The 18,423-nt window shown below is 48.2% G+C and carries 15 protein-coding genes, 1 other RNA gene and 1 pseudogene; 6 read left to right on the top strand and 11 right to left on the bottom strand.

From position 1 onward, the window contains the following. Positions 1 to 118 precede the first annotated feature (118 nt). The 3 genes from galU to FCL42_RS21660 form a co-directional block, all read right to left on the bottom strand. Positions 119 to 1,024, bottom strand: a complete 906-nt coding sequence (gene galU / locus FCL42_RS01995) for a UTP--glucose-1-phosphate uridylyltransferase GalU (protein ID WP_136861691.1) — start codon at positions 1,022 to 1,024, stop codon at positions 119 to 121. A gap of 155 nt (positions 1,025 to 1,179) precedes the next feature. Next, a complete protein-coding gene (locus FCL42_RS02000; protein WP_136861692.1) occupies positions 1,180 to 1,470 on the bottom strand; it encodes a ComEA family DNA-binding protein in 291 nt (96 codons plus the stop codon). Positions 1,471 to 1,488: 18 nt separating this feature from the next. Further along, entirely contained in the window at positions 1,489 to 1,665 is a 177-nt protein-coding gene (locus tag FCL42_RS21660) for a hypothetical protein (RefSeq protein ID WP_169308250.1), read from the bottom strand. Positions 1,666 to 1,929: 264 nt separating this feature from the next. On the opposite strand from FCL42_RS21660, the gene FCL42_RS02005 reads away from it, so the two are divergent. From FCL42_RS02005 to FCL42_RS02020, 4 genes are all read left to right on the top strand, one after another. Next, positions 1,930 to 3,321, top strand: coding sequence for an SLC13 family permease (locus tag FCL42_RS02005; RefSeq protein ID WP_136861693.1), 1,392 nt, complete (start codon positions 1,930 to 1,932; stop codon positions 3,319 to 3,321). Positions 3,322 to 3,443: 122 nt separating this feature from the next. Further along, positions 3,444 to 3,540, top strand: an RNA gene (ffs, locus tag FCL42_RS02010) — signal recognition particle sRNA small type. Between the two features lie 75 nt (positions 3,541 to 3,615). Beyond that, positions 3,616 to 4,821 carry a site-specific integrase gene (locus FCL42_RS02015; protein WP_169308251.1) on the top strand — a complete coding sequence of 402 codons (1,206 nt, stop codon included), beginning with the start codon at positions 3,616 to 3,618 and terminating at the stop codon, positions 4,819 to 4,821. Between the two features lie 361 nt (positions 4,822 to 5,182). Further along, positions 5,183 to 7,489: an NACHT domain-containing protein gene (locus FCL42_RS02020; RefSeq protein ID WP_136861695.1), complete on the top strand. Its 2,307-nt coding sequence runs from the start codon at positions 5,183 to 5,185 to the stop codon at positions 7,487 to 7,489. A gap of 138 nt (positions 7,490 to 7,627) precedes the next feature. Here the strand turns inward: FCL42_RS02020 and FCL42_RS02025 are convergent, their stop codons facing one another. The 6 genes from FCL42_RS02025 to FCL42_RS02050 all read right to left on the bottom strand — a co-directional run bounded on the left by FCL42_RS02025 (position 7,628) and on the right by FCL42_RS02050 (position 12,808). Continuing rightward, positions 7,628 to 8,833: an IS256 family transposase gene (locus FCL42_RS02025; RefSeq protein WP_136861696.1), complete on the bottom strand. Its 1,206-nt coding sequence runs from the start codon at positions 8,831 to 8,833 to the stop codon at positions 7,628 to 7,630. A gap of 238 nt (positions 8,834 to 9,071) precedes the next feature. Continuing rightward, positions 9,072 to 9,698 carry a MarC family protein gene (locus FCL42_RS02030; RefSeq protein WP_136861697.1) on the bottom strand — a complete coding sequence of 209 codons (627 nt, stop codon included), beginning with the start codon at positions 9,696 to 9,698 and terminating at the stop codon, positions 9,072 to 9,074. 590 nt (positions 9,699 to 10,288) lie between these two features. Beyond that, a complete protein-coding gene (locus FCL42_RS02035; protein WP_136861698.1) occupies positions 10,289 to 10,741 on the bottom strand; it encodes a Rap1a/Tai family immunity protein in 453 nt (150 codons plus the stop codon). A 152-nt stretch (positions 10,742 to 10,893) separates the two neighbouring features. Beyond that, positions 10,894 to 11,202, bottom strand: coding sequence for an AzlD domain-containing protein (locus FCL42_RS02040; protein WP_136861699.1), 309 nt, complete (start codon positions 11,200 to 11,202; stop codon positions 10,894 to 10,896). After that, positions 11,199 to 11,909 (bottom strand): AzlC family ABC transporter permease, encoded by a 711-nt coding sequence (locus tag FCL42_RS02045; RefSeq protein ID WP_205729204.1) that lies wholly within the window; start codon positions 11,907 to 11,909, stop codon positions 11,199 to 11,201. Before FCL42_RS02045 ends, FCL42_RS02040 begins: the two co-directional genes overlap by 4 nt. 74 nt (positions 11,910 to 11,983) lie before the next feature. After that, entirely contained in the window at positions 11,984 to 12,808 is an 825-nt protein-coding gene (locus FCL42_RS02050) for an AraC family transcriptional regulator (RefSeq protein ID WP_136861700.1), read from the bottom strand. Between the two features lie 303 nt (positions 12,809 to 13,111). Here FCL42_RS02050 and FCL42_RS02055 point away from each other — a divergent pair, with 303 nt between their 5' ends. Together FCL42_RS02055 and FCL42_RS02060 are read left to right on the top strand one after the other, a co-directional pair. Continuing rightward, the gene (locus tag FCL42_RS02055; protein WP_136861701.1) at positions 13,112 to 14,932 is read left to right on the top strand and encodes a type IV secretory system conjugative DNA transfer family protein; all 1,821 of its coding nucleotides are present in this window, start codon (positions 13,112 to 13,114) and stop codon (positions 14,930 to 14,932) included. Continuing rightward, entirely contained in the window at positions 14,929 to 15,750 is an 822-nt protein-coding gene (locus tag FCL42_RS02060) for a hypothetical protein (RefSeq protein WP_136861702.1), read from the top strand. The genes FCL42_RS02055 and FCL42_RS02060 overlap by 4 nt, the downstream gene beginning before the upstream one ends. A 51-nt stretch (positions 15,751 to 15,801) precedes the next feature. Here FCL42_RS02060 and FCL42_RS02065 read toward each other — a convergent pair whose 3' ends face one another. Both FCL42_RS02065 and yghU read right to left on the bottom strand, forming a co-directional pair. Beyond that, positions 15,802 to 17,016, bottom strand: coding sequence for a 4Fe-4S binding protein (locus FCL42_RS02065; RefSeq protein ID WP_136861703.1), 1,215 nt, complete (start codon positions 17,014 to 17,016; stop codon positions 15,802 to 15,804). 194 nt (positions 17,017 to 17,210) lie between these two features. Next, positions 17,211 to 18,037, bottom strand: a pseudogene (gene yghU, locus FCL42_RS02070) (glutathione-dependent disulfide-bond oxidoreductase). Positions 18,038 to 18,423 lie beyond the last annotated feature (386 nt).

Consider the following 18,423-nt stretch of genomic DNA (forward strand, 5'->3'; position numbering starts at 1 on the left):
TGGCTTGGTACCAACCGCATCAGCCTCGTTCCATCCATAGCCGGAAGCATCTCACTAAGAGTAGCCTCTAAATACAAAAACAGCGGCCGGAGCCGCTGTTTTTTTCGCTGTTGAGCGCTTACATCTTAGCAACTACCTGTTTTAGGTAGTTTTTGAATTCTTTACTTAATTGGGGGTGGCGTAAACCATACTCCACATTCGCCATCATATAGCCCAATTTACTGCCGCAATCGTGGCTTTTTCCCTTCATGGCGTAGGCATCAACCTGCTCCTGTGCCAGCAGCATGTCGATGGCATCAGTCAGTTGAATTTCATCACCGGCACCTGGAGGAGTTTTGCTAAGCAGTGGCCAGATTTTATCGGAAAGCACATAACGACCCACAACGGCCAAATTCGATGGCGCTTCCTCTTTCGCTGGTTTTTCGACCAGGGCTTTGATGGCGGAAGATTCGCCCTCTTTAAGCTCTACGCCATTAACATCTGCCACACCATAACTGGAGACCTCCTCCATCGGCACCGCCTCAACCATAATTTGGCTGGCTCCTTCGGCTTGGTACCGTTTAACCATATCGGCTAGGTTGTCGGCTTTGGGGTCGGCAGCCACATCGTCGATGAGCACATCCGGCAGAATTACGGCAAATGGGGCATCACCTACTAAGGGTTTGGCGCAAAGAATCGCATGGCCAAGGCCTTTGGCTTCCCCTTGGCGAACGTGCATGATGGTAACGTCTTTTGGGCAAATAGCTTGCACTTCGTCCAATAACTGGCGCTTAACGCGCTTCTCTAACGTTGCTTCCAGTTCGAAACTGGTGTCGAAGTGGTTCTCGATGGAGTTCTTGCTGGCGTGGGTAACTAAGACGATCTCTTTAATGCCAGCTTCAATGGCTTCTTTAACCACATATTGGATGAGAGGCTTATCGACCACGGGCAGCATCTCTTTGGGGATGGCTTTAGTGGCTGGCAACATGCGCGTGCCTAGTCCGGCAACAGGGATGACCGCTTTCTTTACCTGACGGTTCAGCATACTGAAGAATCCTTAGATTTTGCGAGTTAATACCCAGCGATAGTATGCGTTTTGTGGGGCAATTGCGACCTTTGAGGCCCCATTGCAGCTAATGATGGGGCGATTGATACCTTATTAAACAATAAGAGCCGCAAATGCGCGGCCCCGATGGAGAGTTAAAGTTGAAGCGTGTCCTCATTGAGTTCTAGGGTTCGCTGGCCAATCCCTTTCACCTCGGTCAGTTCTGCCACCTCAGTAAACGGCCCGTGTTGCTCTCGATAAGCCACAATGGCTTTAGCTTTACTTAGCCCGACGCCTTTGAGTTGTTGTGCTAACTCTTCTGCAGACGCGGTGTTGATGTTAATACTCATGCCAGCCTGCGCGGAGGCGTGTACCGCTTGAGGCTCTTCAGCCATGGCCAGTGGCAATGCGAATAGTGTGGCTGATAACAGTAGAACTTTTAGCATAGGGAACTCCTTTCCTGCTTAAGTGGTGTAATCAACGTTCGCCGCTACCCTCAATTGCTTAGCGAACGAGGCAAACTTAGCCGTTACGGCAGCGCAGGGGAGTGATTTTTCGTGATGATCGCGAAGAGCGATCACGTATTGACCGTGAGCTGGTGTGATGAAGATCACTCGGTGCTTGGGGTGGAGTGTGATCATGCTCTTGAATTGCGTTTTTGGGGCAAAATACAAAATTACAGTAAAACAGTCTGTTTGAAAGTAAATCACAGAAGGTTATCAACTTAAACCCTGCTCAAGAAGCCAAGAGTGCTGAGCATTGTTCTGGTTTACTCGCTTTCAATTCTGTTGTTTTTCCGTTGGGGATTGGCGCGATTTGAAACTCAGTTCCAAAATCCCCCTCTTGTGAGATCTCATTATTCGCCCTTAGTCTTGCAAAAAAACTCCAATCACAAAGGGAAAACCATGTCTGATATCACGCAGACTCAGCATATCGAGCCAAAAGGATTTTTTGCCGCTCTTGCCGATCGCAAGATGGCGATTCTGGGTTTTGACATCCTATTGTTCGTGGCGCTGATCTATGGCTTGCCGTTTGAGCCAGAAATCAACAAGGGTTTGGCCATGTTGGTTTGCATTGCCATTTTGTGGCTAACGGAAGCAATTCACATCAGCATGACGGCGTTGTTGGTACCGGTTCTCGCCGTGGCGCTGGGAATCTTCTCTATGCCTCAAGCGATGGGGAATTTTGCCAATCCAATCATCTTCCTGTTCTTTGGCGGCTTTGTTATGGCGGCGGCTCTGCATGCTCAGGGCATCGATAAGCTGATTGCTGCCAAGGTGATTAACCTGGCTGGCGGTCGCTTGGGAACTGCCTCTATGTTGCTGTTTGGCGTGACCGCGCTGTTGTCGATGTGGATCAGTAACACCGCCACTGCTGCGATGATGCTGCCACTGGCGTTGGGGATGTTGTCTCAGCTTGATAGCGAGCGTTGCCACCGAGCCTACGTCTTTGTGCTGCTTGGTGTGGCCTACAGTGCCAACATTGGTGGCATCGGCACCTTAGTCGGTAGCCCACCGAATGCTATTGCTGCGGCTGAAGTTGGCCTGAGCTTCTTTGAGTGGATGGAGTATGGCATGGCCGTGGTGGCGGTGTTGTGGCCGCTGGCCATTTTGGCTCTGTACATGCTGCTAAGGCCGAATCTGAACCAGACGTTTAATTTCCGAGCCAATGATGAAGGGTTATCGCCTCAAGCTAAAGCCACTCTAGCGGTATTTGCCGTGACCGTTGCTTGCTGGATTTTCTCTAAGCCTTTGAGTGCGGCCCTAGGTGGCATCGCAAAGTTTGACACCTTTGTGGCGCTGTCTGCGGTAGTGGCTTTGGGGATGCTGCGATTGGTGAACTGGAAACAGATTGAAACCACCACCGATTGGGGCGTTCTGTTGCTGTTCGGTGGCGGCTTAACGCTAAGTGGGGTCCTTAAGGCCACCGGTACCAGCGTATTCATGGCGCATCAGGTGACGGATCTGTTTGGTTCAACTCACATGGCGCTGTTTGTGCTGGCGACAACGATATTTGTGGTGATGTTGACCGAGTTTGCCAGTAACACCGCCAGCGCGGCGTTGTTGGTACCGGTTTTTGCCACCATTGCGGAAGCATTAGGGATCTCGTCGGTGATGCTGTCGATGGTGATCGCATTCTCGGCCTCTTGTGCCTTTATGTTACCCGTGGCAACGCCTCCTAATGCCATTGTTTATGGCTCAGGCCACATTAAGCAGAGCGAAATGATGCGTGCGGGTATGTTGATTAATGTGCTGGCCATCGGGGTTATCTACCTGGCCTCTTTGCTGCTGTGGTAGCCTAAACCACACCCGGCTTGTTTAAACCCTGAGCAAATGGACAGTAAAGTTAAACAAGCGGTTGCAACCTTAGGGCGCATTAGTAATAATGCGTCCTGCCTTCAGGGCTCATGTCTATGATGCCCCGGTCCTCTCGCAATGCTATCTTGTTTACCTGGTCAGGCCCGGAAGGGAGCAGCCAAGGCAAGGGACGCATGTGCCGGGATGCGGCTGGGGTGTCACCAATAAAAATCTCTTATAAATCAATGATTTAGACCTATTTTGACTGCCGGTGATACACTTGGTGGTACAATCGTGCGTAAATCATCTGAACATTCTGCTCGTAGAGACACGTCTTATCTAATCCAATCTCGACATGGAATTTGGTATGCACGTATCGTCGTTCCTAAAGATTCCCCGCTTAGAAATTCCCGTTCTGAACTTCGACGTTCATTGAAAACTCGTTGTTATCGAGAAGCCATTCAGCGTTCTTGGTCAGTTTTAGCGCAACTAACTGAACAGGTTAGAGAAGGTGCGCTCAATAACCGCCTAGAATCCATTCCTAGCAGCCGCTTTGTTCAAACCCAACTCGTATCAAATCAACCGTCTGAATCGCGCTGTGATAGCAATACAGCGCTTGTATCAGGTTCTAATTCCCAAGAATCTGGACCGCTGATATCTGAAGTAATCTCCATGTTTATCAATGAGAAATTGTTTGCTGATGCATGGGGAAAGCACGAAGATACCTACAGCAAGAAAACCTATAGCCACTTTGTCGAAGTCGTTGGAGATTTGCCGCTCAGTGACATTAATGGCGCGCTGCTCAAATGGGCTAAACCTCACTACGGTTGTGATAATCCTACGGAAGGGTTAACCATCGCCCAAAAGCGCAAGGTTTCTGAACTTCGCAAATCGCTTTCAGATGACCGAGTTCGCCAATTGTTTGCCGTGACTAAGCAGGAGACCGCCAAAGGGATAGCACCGTTTAAGTGTTGGTTACCATACCTAGGAGCCTACACAGGGGCTCGTATTGCTGAATTGGCCCAATTGTATGTTGATGACGTTAAGATTGTTGATGGCATCCCTTGTATCCATTTCCGAGAAGGTAGGCCAGATCAATCCCTTAAATCACTAAGCTGTGCCCGAATCATTCCAATCCATTCGAAACTGATTGAGCTGGGATTTCTTAAGTTCGTTGAGCAGAAATACCAGACGGGCAAGACGCGACTATTCGAAGAGATTCCTTCAGGCAATCCAAGGGGATACGGGCATAAACCGTCACTATGGTTTACTAAGGTTCGAAACAAAATGCGCTGGGGTGATGGTGAGAGCTTCCATAGCCTTAGACATACCGTCATCACCAAGTTGAAGCGCAATGGCGTTAGTGTCGATTTGGTGGCTGGATTGGTAGGGCATAGTCATGGCTCAGTGACATTTGATCGTTATGGCAAGGAGTACAGGCCTAAAGATCTTGTGGCTGTGCTTGAGCAACTAACTAATGAACCATCGCGTAAACCGTAAATCAGCTGTATTTTGATGGGTGAAATTTAAAAACCTTGTCTGGGCATCTATAACACGGGGGAGGTGGGGTATGCTGTTTGCAGATTTGTCTTTCAACTAAATTTTTAAGGAATCGGGCAGGTTTTCAAGCGTTTTAGATATTTGAACTATCTGCCATGCTGTTGATGGGTGGTGGACTAAGAGTTTGGGTAGTTAGAGGGTAGACGTTGACTTGGTAGGGATTTCAATTCAATCTGTAGCTCTTTGCATCTCAAGCTGATGGTGAGATGCTAAGCTTGAGGGCTTTAGCTACGCAATTGCCCCCGATTCTCAAGTTCGAATTTGTAAATCTTTATAGTGTGCTTACAGTTGAGTGAATGTCATGGACAAGGCAAAACAGAATAAATTGCTTGAAATAAAGGATGAGGTAAAGGACTTTCATCCATTGTTGAGAACTCTTTTTAATAAAATTCCAAATATAAAGTCTGTTATATATACGCAAGGGCCAAATGAGATGGGGGCTGATTTCATTCTTACAAAGGATGATGAAATCTTAGGGGAAGAAAATTATATAGGTTGCGTGGTAAAAGTAGGCCAAATCAAACAAGACCATTCAGAGATAGAGCGACAAGTAGAAGAGTGTAAAATTGAGAGGACTATAGAGGGCGGTAAGAAGAGAATAATATTGAATGAGATTTGGGTGATATCTAATTCAAATATAACCCATAATGCACAAAGGAAAATAAGTACGAAATTTGCATCTTCTAATATAAAGTTTATCGCCTATGAAACTCTAGGGAAGTTGATAGATAGTCATTATCCAGCATATTGGGATGACATTGATTTCAAGACTGGCGCATATCTAGAGAGTGTTAGGAAATTTGCTGATAATTTGAGGAGGAGCAACTTAATCAGTGAGGCTGCTGGCACAATTGATTATGTTGAGCAGCGTCTTAAAAAGGAGAGTGTAAATCGGAAGATGTCTGATAAGCAGAGACTTAGGCAATATGGCGTAAAACAAGTTTTAAGTAGCTCTGATTTATTGATGATTGAAGCAGTGATGGGGACTGGTAAATCAACATTACTTGCTAACTTAGCTATGGATATGGCGAGCGTAGTTAGTTTTAATTCTAATGGGAATATTCCAATTTTATTGCCATTTAAGGAGTTTATTTCCGACTTTGATTGTGATGTAAGCAGTCTAATCAATAGCGTGAAGACTAAGATAAGCAAAGATTATGGAAAGAAATTTTTAGTGATGCTTGATGGCTTTGATGAATCAAAAATGGATAGTAGGGAAAAACTAAGTAAAATAGAAAAGATCGTAACAACTAAGCCTGCTGAGTTAGAAGTTGGGTTGGTTATAACCACAAGAGGCTTTGACGATCCTGAGTTGGAGAAAAGTCTAGAAAAAAGTTTTGATCGTTATTCACTATGTCCCCTAACTACTAAGCAAGTAGTCTCTTTGATAGGTCAGGTATGCAAAGTAAAAGTTGGGAACAGGAACTTGATAAAAGATTTGGATAAGTCGCCCTTAATGAAAGTTTTACCCAAGACTCCAATCTCCGCTTTGCTTTTAGCAAAATTGCTGAACGAAAATATTCAAGAAATACCCTCAACCATGACTGACCTTTATGGAAAGTATATGGAATTAAGTCTTGGTAGATGGGACATGGACAAAGGTTTGCAATCTCAGCAGGAATATGACGTTGTAGATAATGTAACAATAGAGCTTGCTAGATTTATGATGGATAACTCCTTGTATGAGGTGTCTTTAGGGGATGCAAAGGAGTTAGTTAATCGATATGTTAACTCTAGAAATCTGAGAATAGATAAAGATGAGGTATTCGAACTTTGGAAAGGAAAAGCAGATATATTTGTTGTAAACAGATATAAGAATACCATTAGATTTAGGCATAGAACCTTTGCTGAATATTTCTATGCCGCAGGATTAGATAAAAATCACAATGCATTAATTTCTGAGCGTATGTTTGACACATATTGGTCTAGTACGTATTTCTTTTTTATTGGATTGCAGAGAGACTGCCCAGATATTCTTGAGGAAATTGGGAAGATAAATTTTAGCTCTGACGCTTTGAGGTTAATGAGAGTTTTTAATTCGGGCGATTATATGCTGGCTGCATACTTAACTCCCTACACTGTGGTAAAGAAATTTTTTAATGACTCAATGGCGGATGCGGCAAGAATCTACTGTGATACTGTTAGTGGTAAAACAAAAGGCGGACTTTCTTCGTTGCCAACAATTTCCCTTCTATGTATTTTGACCCATACATTCTGCGATACACTTGGTTTCGAATACTTTAGTGAAGCTATAGATGAAAGGTCTTTGGAACTTTGCACCAGAGGTGTTTTGAACGATGTTGAATCGGTTGAACTTTTTTGGCTGAATAGCATTCAGCTGTCGATGGGCGACAAAAATGCATATGACAAGATGCTCGAGAATTACGGGGATTCAATACCTTTGGCTTTGCAGAGAGGAATTGTAGAGCATGCAAATGATGTATTAAAAAGTACCAAGGGTCACACGATTGTTGATCGGTTTATCAAAAAGCATGAAAGAAAAATTAAAAAGAATTTAACCTTGAAGCAAAGTGTATATGATCTGTATCTAGAGCCTATTTTGTCATTGGATAAACTAGATTCAAATTCAGATATTGTTGTTAGTTGAAGCTAATGGGGCTTTTAAGCCCTTCTTATTTGTATATGGATTTTTGCTTAACACTATGATTGGTTGGAACTGGCCCGTAAACCTTGGTCAATAGATAGCTAAGCTCGAGGGTGTTCATAACTCTGTGTCACGCTAATTTCACAGGTCGATGTAATCTTCGAGCCGGCCTTCAAAATGAATCGACAGCTGCGACAGCGTCAGATTCCAATTTTGAATCGGGTGTGACCAGCGTTCTGACGCCTTCAATATACCGGCGTAGAGCAGCTTGAGTAAACTGTTCTCGTTGGCGAAGCCGCCCTTGGTTTTGGTCAACTTTCGGAACTGCCGGTGAACGGCCTCCACGGCGTTAGTCGTATAGATGGCCTTGCGCACGTATTCAGGGTACTTGAAGTAGGCCGACAGTAACGCCCATTTATTACGCCAAGACTTAATTACCACTGGGTATTTATCGCCCCATTTGGCTTCTAGCTCATCCAGCGCAATCTCCTCTGCGTTCAGCGTTGCCGCTTTGTACACGCACTTCAGATCGGCCATGAAGGCTTTCTGGTTCTTCGAGGCCACATACTTCATGTAGTTTCGGATTTGATGGATAATGCAGAGCTGAACCTCGGTTTGAGGGTAGATGGTCTCGATGGCTTCAGGGAAGCCCTTTAGACCGTCTACACAGGCGATCAGGATATCCTTGATTCCGCGATTATGGAGATCGGTCAGGATACTCAACCATTGATGCGCACCTTCACTATCCGATAGATAGAGCCCCAGCAACTCCTTCTTACCTTCGACGTTGAGAGCCAAAATAGTGTATACCGCCTTGCTGACGTAACGACCATTTTCTTTGATTTTGTAGTGAATTGCATCGAGCCAGAGGATGGGATACAAGGGCTCTAAATCCCGCTCCCGCCAAGCCTGAAGCTCGGGTAACAACTTATCCGTAATCGCACTGATGGTGCCATTAGAGACCTCGATGCCATACAAATCAGCGATGTGCGCACGAATATCTTGGTAGCTCGTGCCCAGCGAGAACAGAGCCACGATTTTGCGCTCCATCTCGTCGGTAAGATGAGTCTGATGTTTCTTGATCAACTGCGGCTCAAACGAGCCATCACGATCTCTAGGTGTATCAAGCTCAAAGCTACTACTGGGTGTATTCACCGTCTTAGAGCTTTTACCGTTCCTGCGGTTACCAGGTTTTTTATCGCTGAGATGTTCAGTCATTTCAGCGCCAAGAGCGGCTTCGGTTAATTGCTTAATAAGCGGAGTGAGAATGCCATCTTTGCCAGTCAGGTCTTTTCCTGAACGTAGGGCTTCAATGGCTTCTTCCATATCGAAAGTGGGTTTGGTCATTTGAAAATCCTTTTGGATTGATTTTACTCAAATGACACAGAATTCTGAACACTACCGAATAGGGGCTGCAGCTACTATTGGGGCCAGGTTCGAGGTGGAGTGTCATATTCATTGGCTCTGATTGCCTGCGTTTGGCGTCTAGAGGCCTGTTTGTGGGGGGTGAGCTTGAGTGAGTTGAGAGTGGGGCGCAATGGCTGCATCTAACCCTTAGCTCCGATGCAGCCAGCGGCCTTAATGGCTAACCCCAGTAAAAGTCTTTTATGCCCATCAGTAAATTATTAACGGCAACAGCAGCCAGAATCAGGCCCATTACTCGACTGATGATGGCAGCACCGACGCTGCCGATCCATTTATGAATGTGAGTAGCCATAAGCAGTAACAGCAGGGTAACCAACAGCACTCCTATCATGACTGCAGCGGTAATGCTTTGGTCAATTAAAGAGAAGCGGTGATTATCGGTGAGCAAGACAATCGCCATCATCGCGCCCGGAGAGGCAATCGATGGAATGGCAAGAGGATAGACCGCTAGATTGGCCAGCTCTGAGTGATTCATCTCTTCCGATATCTTAGTTTCCTCTTCAGGCTTTGACTCCCCAAATATCATGGTTAATGCAAAAAGGAGCAGCACTAGACCACCAGCGGCCTGAAATGCGGGCAGGGGGATCTCCATTGCTTCAAGTAGAAGCTGTCCGGCAATGAGGAAAAATAGCAATACGCCAGTAGCAATGGCGACGGCCTTTAATGCGACTAAGCGACGTTGCTTAGCGGTTAAGTGTTGGGTTTGCGATAGGTAGACCGGTACTGAGCCGATCGGATCGATCACCGCCCAGAGAACAACAAACTGTGTGATTAGGATACTTAACAAATGAGGTACTCCCTGAGTCAACAGAGGGGGAATCAGGTTGCGGCCTGACGGAGTCAGTCTACCAGAGGGTGAGCGAAAATTCTTTGTTGATGTTGAGTTTGTTGTGGTCTGTCTGATTGTTCAGGTTTACGGTGTTTTTTTAAATCTTTTGGTGGTCTGATTTGCTCTTTTTTTTGTTTTTCTTTTCTGTTGGTCGATTTCATGTCGTTGTTTTACAGGCTCTAATTATTGCTTTTGTATTTTTATTGATTATGAAGCTAATTTATTTGAATTTGGGTGTTTTGCTGGGGTTTTTGGGGCGCTCTGAAGTCAGGCTGTGAGCCTTGTATCCTATGAGCCCGCTGTCGACGCCTGAGCTTTCTGGGCTTCGACCTGATTACACATGCGTAAGATCACCGAACAGAACCTTGCCCTGAGGCAAATGGGAAGTGCTATGGATGATATCTGGGTTATTTTTAGAAAGTGATAGGCTAGGTTGCATAGCATCTATTCACTATTGGGAATAGGGTTTTGGAGTTGAAAGGCGCCCTATGTACGAAAGGGCGCCTTTCGTGGTCTCAGCTTTGCCGATGACTTCCTATCAAGGGGCATTAGGCGCAGGGGTAGTGCTTTTTCAGCGCCCCATAGACCGCTTCGGCGGCAGTGAGATCGTTGACTGGTGGCAGCATTTTTATCTCATTGGCAACGTGGGTTACGATCTGTTTTAGGCGGATGGTACTGCCCAAACAAAATTCCGCGTATTTGGCGGCGCGCAGGTATTCCCCTCGGCTCGGGGCTCGGGTACGAATGGCTCGCTCGGAATAGCTTTCTGACTGCTTCTTCTCAGCCTCCATATTGAGCATCACCCGAGCGTCAGTGGCAACGGCACCGTTGATAAACCCTTGAACATAGAGTGTGCAGGGGTTTCCTGGGGTGGAGAGGGCGGAGGTGTCATCACAGTAGCGGATGAGTTGCTCGGCCATCAGCAGTTGAGCGCCCTGTGCTCCAGCAAATGGGAAGACCAATAGCAGAGTGATCATGAGTACGTTTAATAATTTGAACATTCTACCTCCTACAACCATGTGTCCCTTTAACCTTAGCACCAGATTGCGTTTGCTATCGTGATTTTGCCGTTTTCAGGTGGGCTTAAGGCATTGATTTGAGGCTGACAGTGGGGCTCATGCCATGAGCCCTAACGGCTATGAAGGGGTGAGGGTTAGCTCAGTTTAAGCAGCAGAAATAGCCCCAGACTCACCAGCGTTGTAAGCAAGACATTTTTGGTTTTCCAGGCGATCAGCGCGGCGGCCATCGCAGCAATCAAGTAGGGGTTATGGGGAGAGAGCCACACACTATTCTCCGGCATAAATACAATTGGCGCCCAAATGGAGGTCAATACTGCTGGGCTGGCATAGCGTAAAAACCGCTGAGCCTTGGGGTTAAGCCGAATGGGAAGCCGTGGCTCTAAAAACAGATAGCGACTGGCAAACACCACCAGGGTCATGGCGATGATGGCGGTGAAGATCATTGGCGCTTCTCCAAGGCTGTTTCCACCACATAACCTAGGGTCATGGCAGATAGACTGGCGATAATGAGGCCGGATTCCATGCCCTGTGATTGGCAGAGAACAGACACCACAAGGGCGGTCAGAATGGCAGCGATAACCCCATAGGAGCGGGCGTTTGGCACCACTAGGGCAATAAAGGTGGCGGCGACGGCAAATTCTAGGCCCAACTCATTAAGCTCTGGAAAGAGGTTGCCGGAGAGGATTCCCACCAAAGTAGCAAGGTTCCAGCACAGGTAGAAACTCAGGCCCGCTCCCAATGCATACCAAGGGTTGAATTGGTTGTCGGATTGCTGCCCGCAGATGGCAAACAGCTCATCGGTCAGCAGGAATCCCAGGCTAAGCCGCCAGCGCAGTGGCAGACGGATGATTTTAGAACGCATGGTCACGCTGTAGAGCAGGTGCCTGGAGGTGATAAACAAAACCGCCAGTAGCATGGCGCTAAGGGTCGCTCCAGATTTAAACATACCGGTTGCGACTAACTGGGCTGAGCCTGCAAACAAGATGGCCGACATTGCTTGACTCTCTAGGTTGGTCAATCCGGCATCGATGGCAAATGAGCCGGCCAATATTCCCCAGGGAATGACGGCAATATTCAGAGGCATCATCGCGAGGGTGCCACGCCAAAACGGTGCGGCGCGTTGAGAAGGTGAGGGGTGGGCTGGCGTCATTGAGATCCCTAATTGGCGTAAAAACAGAAGCCATTAAGCCGTGTTCATGGCGAACTGGCTTGTACAAAGTTGCGCTATTTGCTGTTCACAAACTGCTTTGGGGTTACGCCCATGGCGCGTTTGAAATGGCGATGGAAGTGGCTTTGGTCATGAAAGCCAGCTTCTTGGGCGGCCTCAGAGATACTCAATCCATTTCGGAGTAACCCCTTCGCGAGTCGCAATCTGGCTTGTATCTGATAGGCATGCGGCGGCAGTCCAAATTCCTTTTGAAACCGCCGCGTCAGGTAGTAGGGGCTAAGTCCCGCCAGTGAAGCCAGTTCCGTTAGGCTGACATCGGCCTGTGGAAAATCATCCAGAAACTCTTTTACCAGCAGCAGTTGTCGCTGGCTTCGGGTTTGGGGCTGCCAATGAACTGGGGTTTTGCTGTGGCGAGAGATCAGCTTAACCAAAGCCGCGTAGACCAAGCTTTCTCGTAACAACGGGTTATCTGATTGCGCCAAGGTGTTAAATACCAGCCTAAACTGCTGCGCCAGTTCTGGGTCATAGACGACTGGCTCTGGGAAGTAAGGCGCGCCTTGGTTGGAGTCGAGCCCTTGAGTCAGTTGCTCGAATTGGGTGGGGCGAGGGTACATGGCTTTGTACTCCCAGCCCCCTTCAGTGGCGGTTTGACCGTTATGAACTTCGTCGGCATTGACTAAGATGATGCTGTCTTGAGGGGCGATGTGATTGCCGCCAGTTCGATAAAACCGCTGCGCTCCCCGCTCAATAACCCCGACCGTATAACCTTCATGGCTGTGGCGAGAAAAGTTCTGATGGGTGTATTTGGCATCCAGCAGTTCTAGCCCACCTAATTCACGGGCTAACTGGAAACTGGCTGACTCTTTACCGCGTTTGGTCATCGGCCCTCTTTGGTTACTGGGGAATTTCAACAGGTGCAACAGTGTAGCGCGAACGCCGTTTTCAATTTTGTACAAAATTGCGCAGTTCAAAGCCAGAAATAACCCAGTGATTGGGGCTCCTGATGGTGTTTTGCCCAGCCAAAGGCTTGGTTAACTGTAAGAGATGAGCCATGGCATGGCCAATTATTGGCGCAAGATAGGATTCGGCGCTAATTCTATAGATTGCAATGGCAGCGTTGTTATCGGTTTTGGCTGGTCTCTGGTTGCCAACTTTTCCGCCGATGGTGAAACAGGGATGTTTTCATGATGGTCAAAAAACGGATTCCCCTCTTCGTGGGGGCACTGTTGTTGGTGATGCCGCCAATAAGCTATGCCCGAGATATTTTTGGTTTATACATGTCGCGCACCGAGCAATTTTGGGGGACGCTGCTGTGTGTTGTGCTCGGTGCTTTAGTTGGTATGTTCTTTAGTGACCGGTTTCGTAAGTTACGTAAGCTGATATTTATTCTGTTTTGTGCTGCCGTGTTGATGATCAGTTGGTACGCCTTACCTACGTTTGGCATGGGCGCTGCCTTTATCATCTCGGCTGTTATCGTATTTCAGTTACTAAGAAGAACGTCGGTAGCCTCAAAAGATACCACTTTTGGCTCGGCTCAGTGGGCAACTAAAGATTACCTAGAGCGTCATGAGTTAACTGTAGATTCCGGGCTGACTTTGGGTCAGTTTCATTATTTGGATACTAAGGCATCACCGCAGTGGATTGCCGATGACGATGACCCCTGGAGTGGGTCGGTGAAGTCCGTGAAAGCTCAACAGCAGAGTGTACCGCTGAGTTATCAGGGAAATCGTCATCTGTTAACGGTGGCACCCACTCGGGCCGGAAAAGGGGTATCCGCGATTATCCCTAACCTGTTGACCTATGAGGGATCTGCTTTGGTGATTGATCCTAAAGGAGAGAATGCCCTCATCAGCGCGGCAAGGCGTGGTGAAGGCGATGAGGCGAATGGCATTCCAGGATTGGGGCAAGAGGTGTTTGTGCTCGACCCTTGGGGAATTACTCAGTTGCCCCAGGCTTACTTTAATCCCTTGGACTGGCTGGACCCTCGGGATCCGGATATCAATGAAAATGCCAAGATGCTGGCGGATGCCATCTTGGTGGAGCACGGTGGGGCCAATGATCCTTTTTGGCATGCGGAATCTCAGGCTCTTCTGACGGGCATCATTCTCTATGTGGCTACCGATGCCATGGAGATTAATCGGCGTCATCTGGCACGAGTTCGCGACATCATCACGCTCGGTAAAGATGAGTTTAATGCCGTGCTCAAAGCCATGTTTGCCAATAGCAATCGTTTGGTATCGACCACAGCACAGCGAACCGCATCAAAGGACGCCAAGCTGGCAAGCAACGTTATGGCTCACCTGCAGTCACAAACTCATTTTTTGGATAGCGATAGAATTCGCCAATCCTTGTCTAAATCGAGCTTTAAGTTTGAAGACTTTAAAACCAAGCGACAGACGGTATATCTGGTGCTACCTGCAGATCGAATTCATACCTTCAGCCCGTGGTTGAGGCTATTGGTTCAGCAAGCGATCACCATGAACGTTCGCGATATTACCCAGAAGCCGGATAAACCGGTGCTGTTTATGCTCGATGAGATGGCGGCGTTAGGAAAGCTCACCATGGTTGAACAAGCGTATGGCCTGATGGCTGGGTTTGGTATTCAACTTTGGGGCATTGTGCAGGATTTTGGACAACTTGAGCGCCTTTACCAAGACTCCTGGGAGACCTTTATTGGTAATGCGGGGGTAATTCAGTACTTTGGTAGCCGAGACCTGAAGACCGCAGAGTACTTTTCCAAAATGTGTGGTAGCACAACGGTGCAGAAGGTGTCGTTAAGTAATTCCGTGGCCAGTGCCTTTGGTTATGGGCCGTCAACTCAGACTCAAACCGATGGTTACTCTTTGGACGTGTCACAGCGACAGTTGGCTTACGCCGATGAGTTGATGGTACTCCATGGTGATCAGCAACTGCTGTTCGTAGAAAACCATCACCCTATCAAAGCCCAGAAAGTGCGCTGGTATCAGCAGCCGAAATTGGCTAAATGGGGAGTCTCTTTGCAATGACGTCAACCCCTACCTCTCGATTCGAAGATGAGCGTTTTACTCGCGATGATGAATCGCAAAGACAAGCTCCCGAAAAGCTTGGCGGCGCTTATGGTGAGATAAGCCAAGCGGCGGATAAAAAGGGAGTGCAGTTGTTTGATAGCTACCTGCATGCTCATCACATCATCTCTAAGTCGGCGATTGATCTGTCTAATCAGTTCATTGAACGTGCTAATGACACTTATCAGCAGGCGGTGAGTAATTTGGGTGAATCTGCCACTGAAGGGGCAACGCTCAATTCGGATGAGATTCGGCAACAGAGCGAGGAGCTTATTGATGGCATGGATTTGGATGAGCGACAGCGGTCATTACTGAGCGCCGGGGTCGATTGCATTCACAATCAAGAACCTGAGTTGGCAGGTGGCACAAAGCAGCACCCCTATACCGATCTCTTAACCGCTAACAACGCACCGGCGCTATTGATGGCCGAACTGGATCACGAAGAAACGTTTAGCTGCAGTAAAAATCTACTCCATCAATATTCGGACATAGACAATGTGATCTCCGATTATCGTGATATCCAGGCGCATCATTTGCTTTCAGGGAACGCTGCGGATGCCATGACGGTGGACTTGCTGTCGATAAAACAGCATGCGGACTGCGTCATCGGGTCGAGCGAGTACTACGACTCTGGAATTGAGCAGTTACTGGATTATTCTGAAGGAATGGGGGTGGTCTCTCAGGAGCAAAGGCAAGCTATCGACGATAGCTTGTCTAAGCAATTGGAGTTCGATGATGAGGCATCGTTGGATTCAGAGCACGAACTCGATTGGCCTTAGGGCTCAATCAAGTCTTCCTTGACCTGATCGGTTTGGGGCTAAGCCCTCGGGTCAGTGACCGATTTGATGCAAGTAAGGCAGTAAGTAAGCTCGCATCTCATCGGTGACCTCACTGTGCCAATAACCACAGGCTGCAGCGATGAGAGGAATGGCGAACATCATCAGCATCAGAATCACGGCTACGCCTTTTGCGGACAGGGAGATGCCAGTGCGAGTGCTGAGTGTTAGCGCCTCTTTTTTAGGACACGCAGAGATGCAGCGCATGCAGGCCTGACACTCGTCACTGCGAACGGTGATTAGGTTATCCACCTCAATACGAGCAGGGCAGGCGCGGGTGCACTTGTCACAGGCAAAGCCTTTGGATTTCAAGCAGTGCTCATCGCTGCGACGAATCTTAAATGGGCTAAGGAAACTCAGTAGCCCAAGGCCTGCACCATAGGGGCAGAGGTAGCGGCAGAAAGATTGCTGTTGCCACATCGCCATGGCCAACACCAGCACAATGATGATGCCTGCGAGCAGCGATGGGCTGAGGAAAAAGGCGCCCATCTTGGCATCGGAGATCATATGGTAGTTGCCACCGAAATAGCCAGGAAGTGCTTGAGAAGGCATGCCGAAGACAACCAGATAGAGCAGCACGAAAAACAGCAGGTACTTCACCATGCGCAACGGCCAATCCAGCCAAGCCGGTGGTAGGGCATCTCCGGGAATAAAGCGTTTTCTGAGTCGATACAGCTGAGTGCCGAGTAATCCGAGAGGACAGGCCCAGCCACAAAATGCCCGTTTACACACAATGGCACTGACCATCACCGTAAACAGCATGACCGCGGCTGCTGGGTGGTGCTTATCCCAAAGGTTCAAGGTCACAATGGCTTTGAGTTCAAGACCGCCGGCGATGGGGATGAAGGCATCCACCACATCAGGGCGTGTTAGATGACCTCCTAGGCCATTTAACAGCAGCGCGTGATACACCACATATTGCAAACCAACGATCAGCAACGACAGGGCAAAAAAGTGGCTAACGGCATCGCGCACCTCGTCGGCTCGGCCCTCCCCTTGAGTTAACTGCGGTGAGCGGCGATGAACCAGAGCAAACACAGCGGCGGCGATGGCGGTGCCAACCAATAGCGGCCAGATGCTGGCAACGATGACGGCGGCGAGTGCCATGAGAGAGATAAGGGCGGCGCCCCACCGTTTTCCCCCAAAATAGAGCAAGCTAGAGGCGTAGATAAGACCCAGCAACAGCGAGACAGACTCAACTAAGGTCATGGTATTTCCTTAACGAACTAATAATATTCGTTAAGACATTGCTGCTGACTTTTGTTCAACCTGTTTTTGTTGGGCTCACTAAATTGTGAGAGAGGTGGGGTTTTTACTCTAAGGTATATCGGCTGGCTCACACATTGGAACCCGATCTATTGAGGTTAGACTGCCAAGAGGCACAGGCCTCTTGGCAGTTTTAATCATGACTTCAATACAGCGTCGATGTCGGCGGCATTGTGTCGCTCGGCCAACTGCTCAGATTCGTCGCCCCAAACCTTATTAACGATGCGGCCGCGCTGCACTGCCGGTCGTTGAGCTAGAGTTTCTGCCCAGCGCTTAAGGTGAACGTAGCTGTCGACATCCAAGAAGGTCTTAGCTTCATACAGGTTGCCCAAAACCAGGTTGCCATACCAAGGCCACGTGGCGATGTCGGCGATGCTGTACTGCTCGCCTCCCAAATAAGGGCTCTGGGCTAAGCGTTTGTCCAACACGTCCATCTGCCGTTTTACCTCCATTGAGAAGCGATTGATGGGGTATTCGAATTTCTCCGGTGCATAGGCATAAAAGTGACCAAAACCGCCACCTAAGTAGGGTGCGCTGCCATGGAGCCAGAACAGCCAGTTCATGACCGAGGCTCGCTCGCTGGGATTGGTAGGCAGCAGTTCGCCAAACTTATCGGCCAGATAGACCAAAATCGAACCAGACTCGAACACCTTGGTGTCATTGGTGGTATCGACTAAGGCGGGAATCTTAGAGTTGGGATTGGCGTCGACAAAGCCTGAGCCAAACTGATCGCCTTCACCGATTCGAATTAGGTGAGCGTCATACTCGGCACCTTGGTGGCCCAGAGCCAATAGCTCCTCCAACATGATGGTGACTTTCTGACCATTGGGTGTCCCCATGGAGTAAAGCTGCAGTGGATGGGAGCCTACCGAGTGGCCCCGGATACGGGGCGGTTGATGTTGGCAAATTGACCGCCGTTAGGTTCATTGTGAGTCCAAACCTTAGGTGGGATGTAGCTCGACATAAAACTCTCCTTGAACGCCCCACGTATCGGGACAAATTGTATTTGTAACCAAGATAATACCAATTACATTAATGCTCTGTGCAGCTTAGAAGCCCTCAAAAGTTCTGAATCAAGGCAGCGTCGTGAAGGAGTGTAGATACCTTTCGAACAACGCTAACGCAGAGTCGGGGCGTTTGAGCGCTTCCCGGAGGGCTGATTTACTCAGCTCTCATACCGCGTTAGTAAACCTCACTTTAGAACCACTAGAGCTTCGCTTTACAGCCTTGTCAGAGAACCGATTAACTTCAGCTGAATGAGCAGATCATTAGTGTGATTGGTATGACGGTACAAGCAAGGTTTTCTTTCTCATGGAGGGCTTTTTTCTGATGGCGTTCGCCAGCTTTCTT

The organism is Ferrimonas aestuarii (genome assembly GCF_005116665.1).
GTDB classification, from domain to species: Bacteria; Pseudomonadota; Gammaproteobacteria; order Enterobacterales; family Shewanellaceae; genus Ferrimonas; species Ferrimonas aestuarii.

Coding starts and splice junctions, on each gene's coding strand:
- galU (WP_136861691.1), bottom strand. CDS start 1,024: ATGCTGAACCGTCAGGTAAAGAAAGCGGTCATCCCTGTTGCCGGACTA.
- FCL42_RS02000 (WP_136861692.1), bottom strand. CDS start 1,470: ATGCTAAAAGTTCTACTGTTATCAGCCACACTATTCGCATTGCCACTG.
- FCL42_RS21660 (WP_169308250.1), bottom strand. CDS start 1,665: ATGATCACACTCCACCCCAAGCACCGAGTGATCTTCATCACACCAGCT.
- FCL42_RS02005 (WP_136861693.1), top strand. CDS start 1,930: ATGTCTGATATCACGCAGACTCAGCATATCGAGCCAAAAGGATTTTTT.
- FCL42_RS02020 (WP_136861695.1), top strand. CDS start 5,183: ATGGACAAGGCAAAACAGAATAAATTGCTTGAAATAAAGGATGAGGTA.
- FCL42_RS02025 (WP_136861696.1), bottom strand. CDS start 8,833: ATGACCAAACCCACTTTCGATATGGAAGAAGCCATTGAAGCCCTACGT.
- FCL42_RS02035 (WP_136861698.1), bottom strand. CDS start 10,741: ATGTTCAAATTATTAAACGTACTCATGATCACTCTGCTATTGGTCTTC.
- FCL42_RS02040 (WP_136861699.1), bottom strand. CDS start 11,202: ATGATCTTCACCGCCATCATCGCCATGACCCTGGTGGTGTTTGCCAGT.
- FCL42_RS02045 (WP_205729204.1), bottom strand. CDS start 11,909: ATGACGCCAGCCCACCCCTCACCTTCTCAACGCGCCGCACCGTTTTGG.
- FCL42_RS02050 (WP_136861700.1), bottom strand. CDS start 12,808: ATGACCAAACGCGGTAAAGAGTCAGCCAGTTTCCAGTTAGCCCGTGAA.
- FCL42_RS02055 (WP_136861701.1), top strand. CDS start 13,112: ATGATGGTCAAAAAACGGATTCCCCTCTTCGTGGGGGCACTGTTGTTG.
- FCL42_RS02060 (WP_136861702.1), top strand. CDS start 14,929: ATGACGTCAACCCCTACCTCTCGATTCGAAGATGAGCGTTTTACTCGC.
- FCL42_RS02065 (WP_136861703.1), bottom strand. CDS start 17,016: ATGACCTTAGTTGAGTCTGTCTCGCTGTTGCTGGGTCTTATCTACGCC.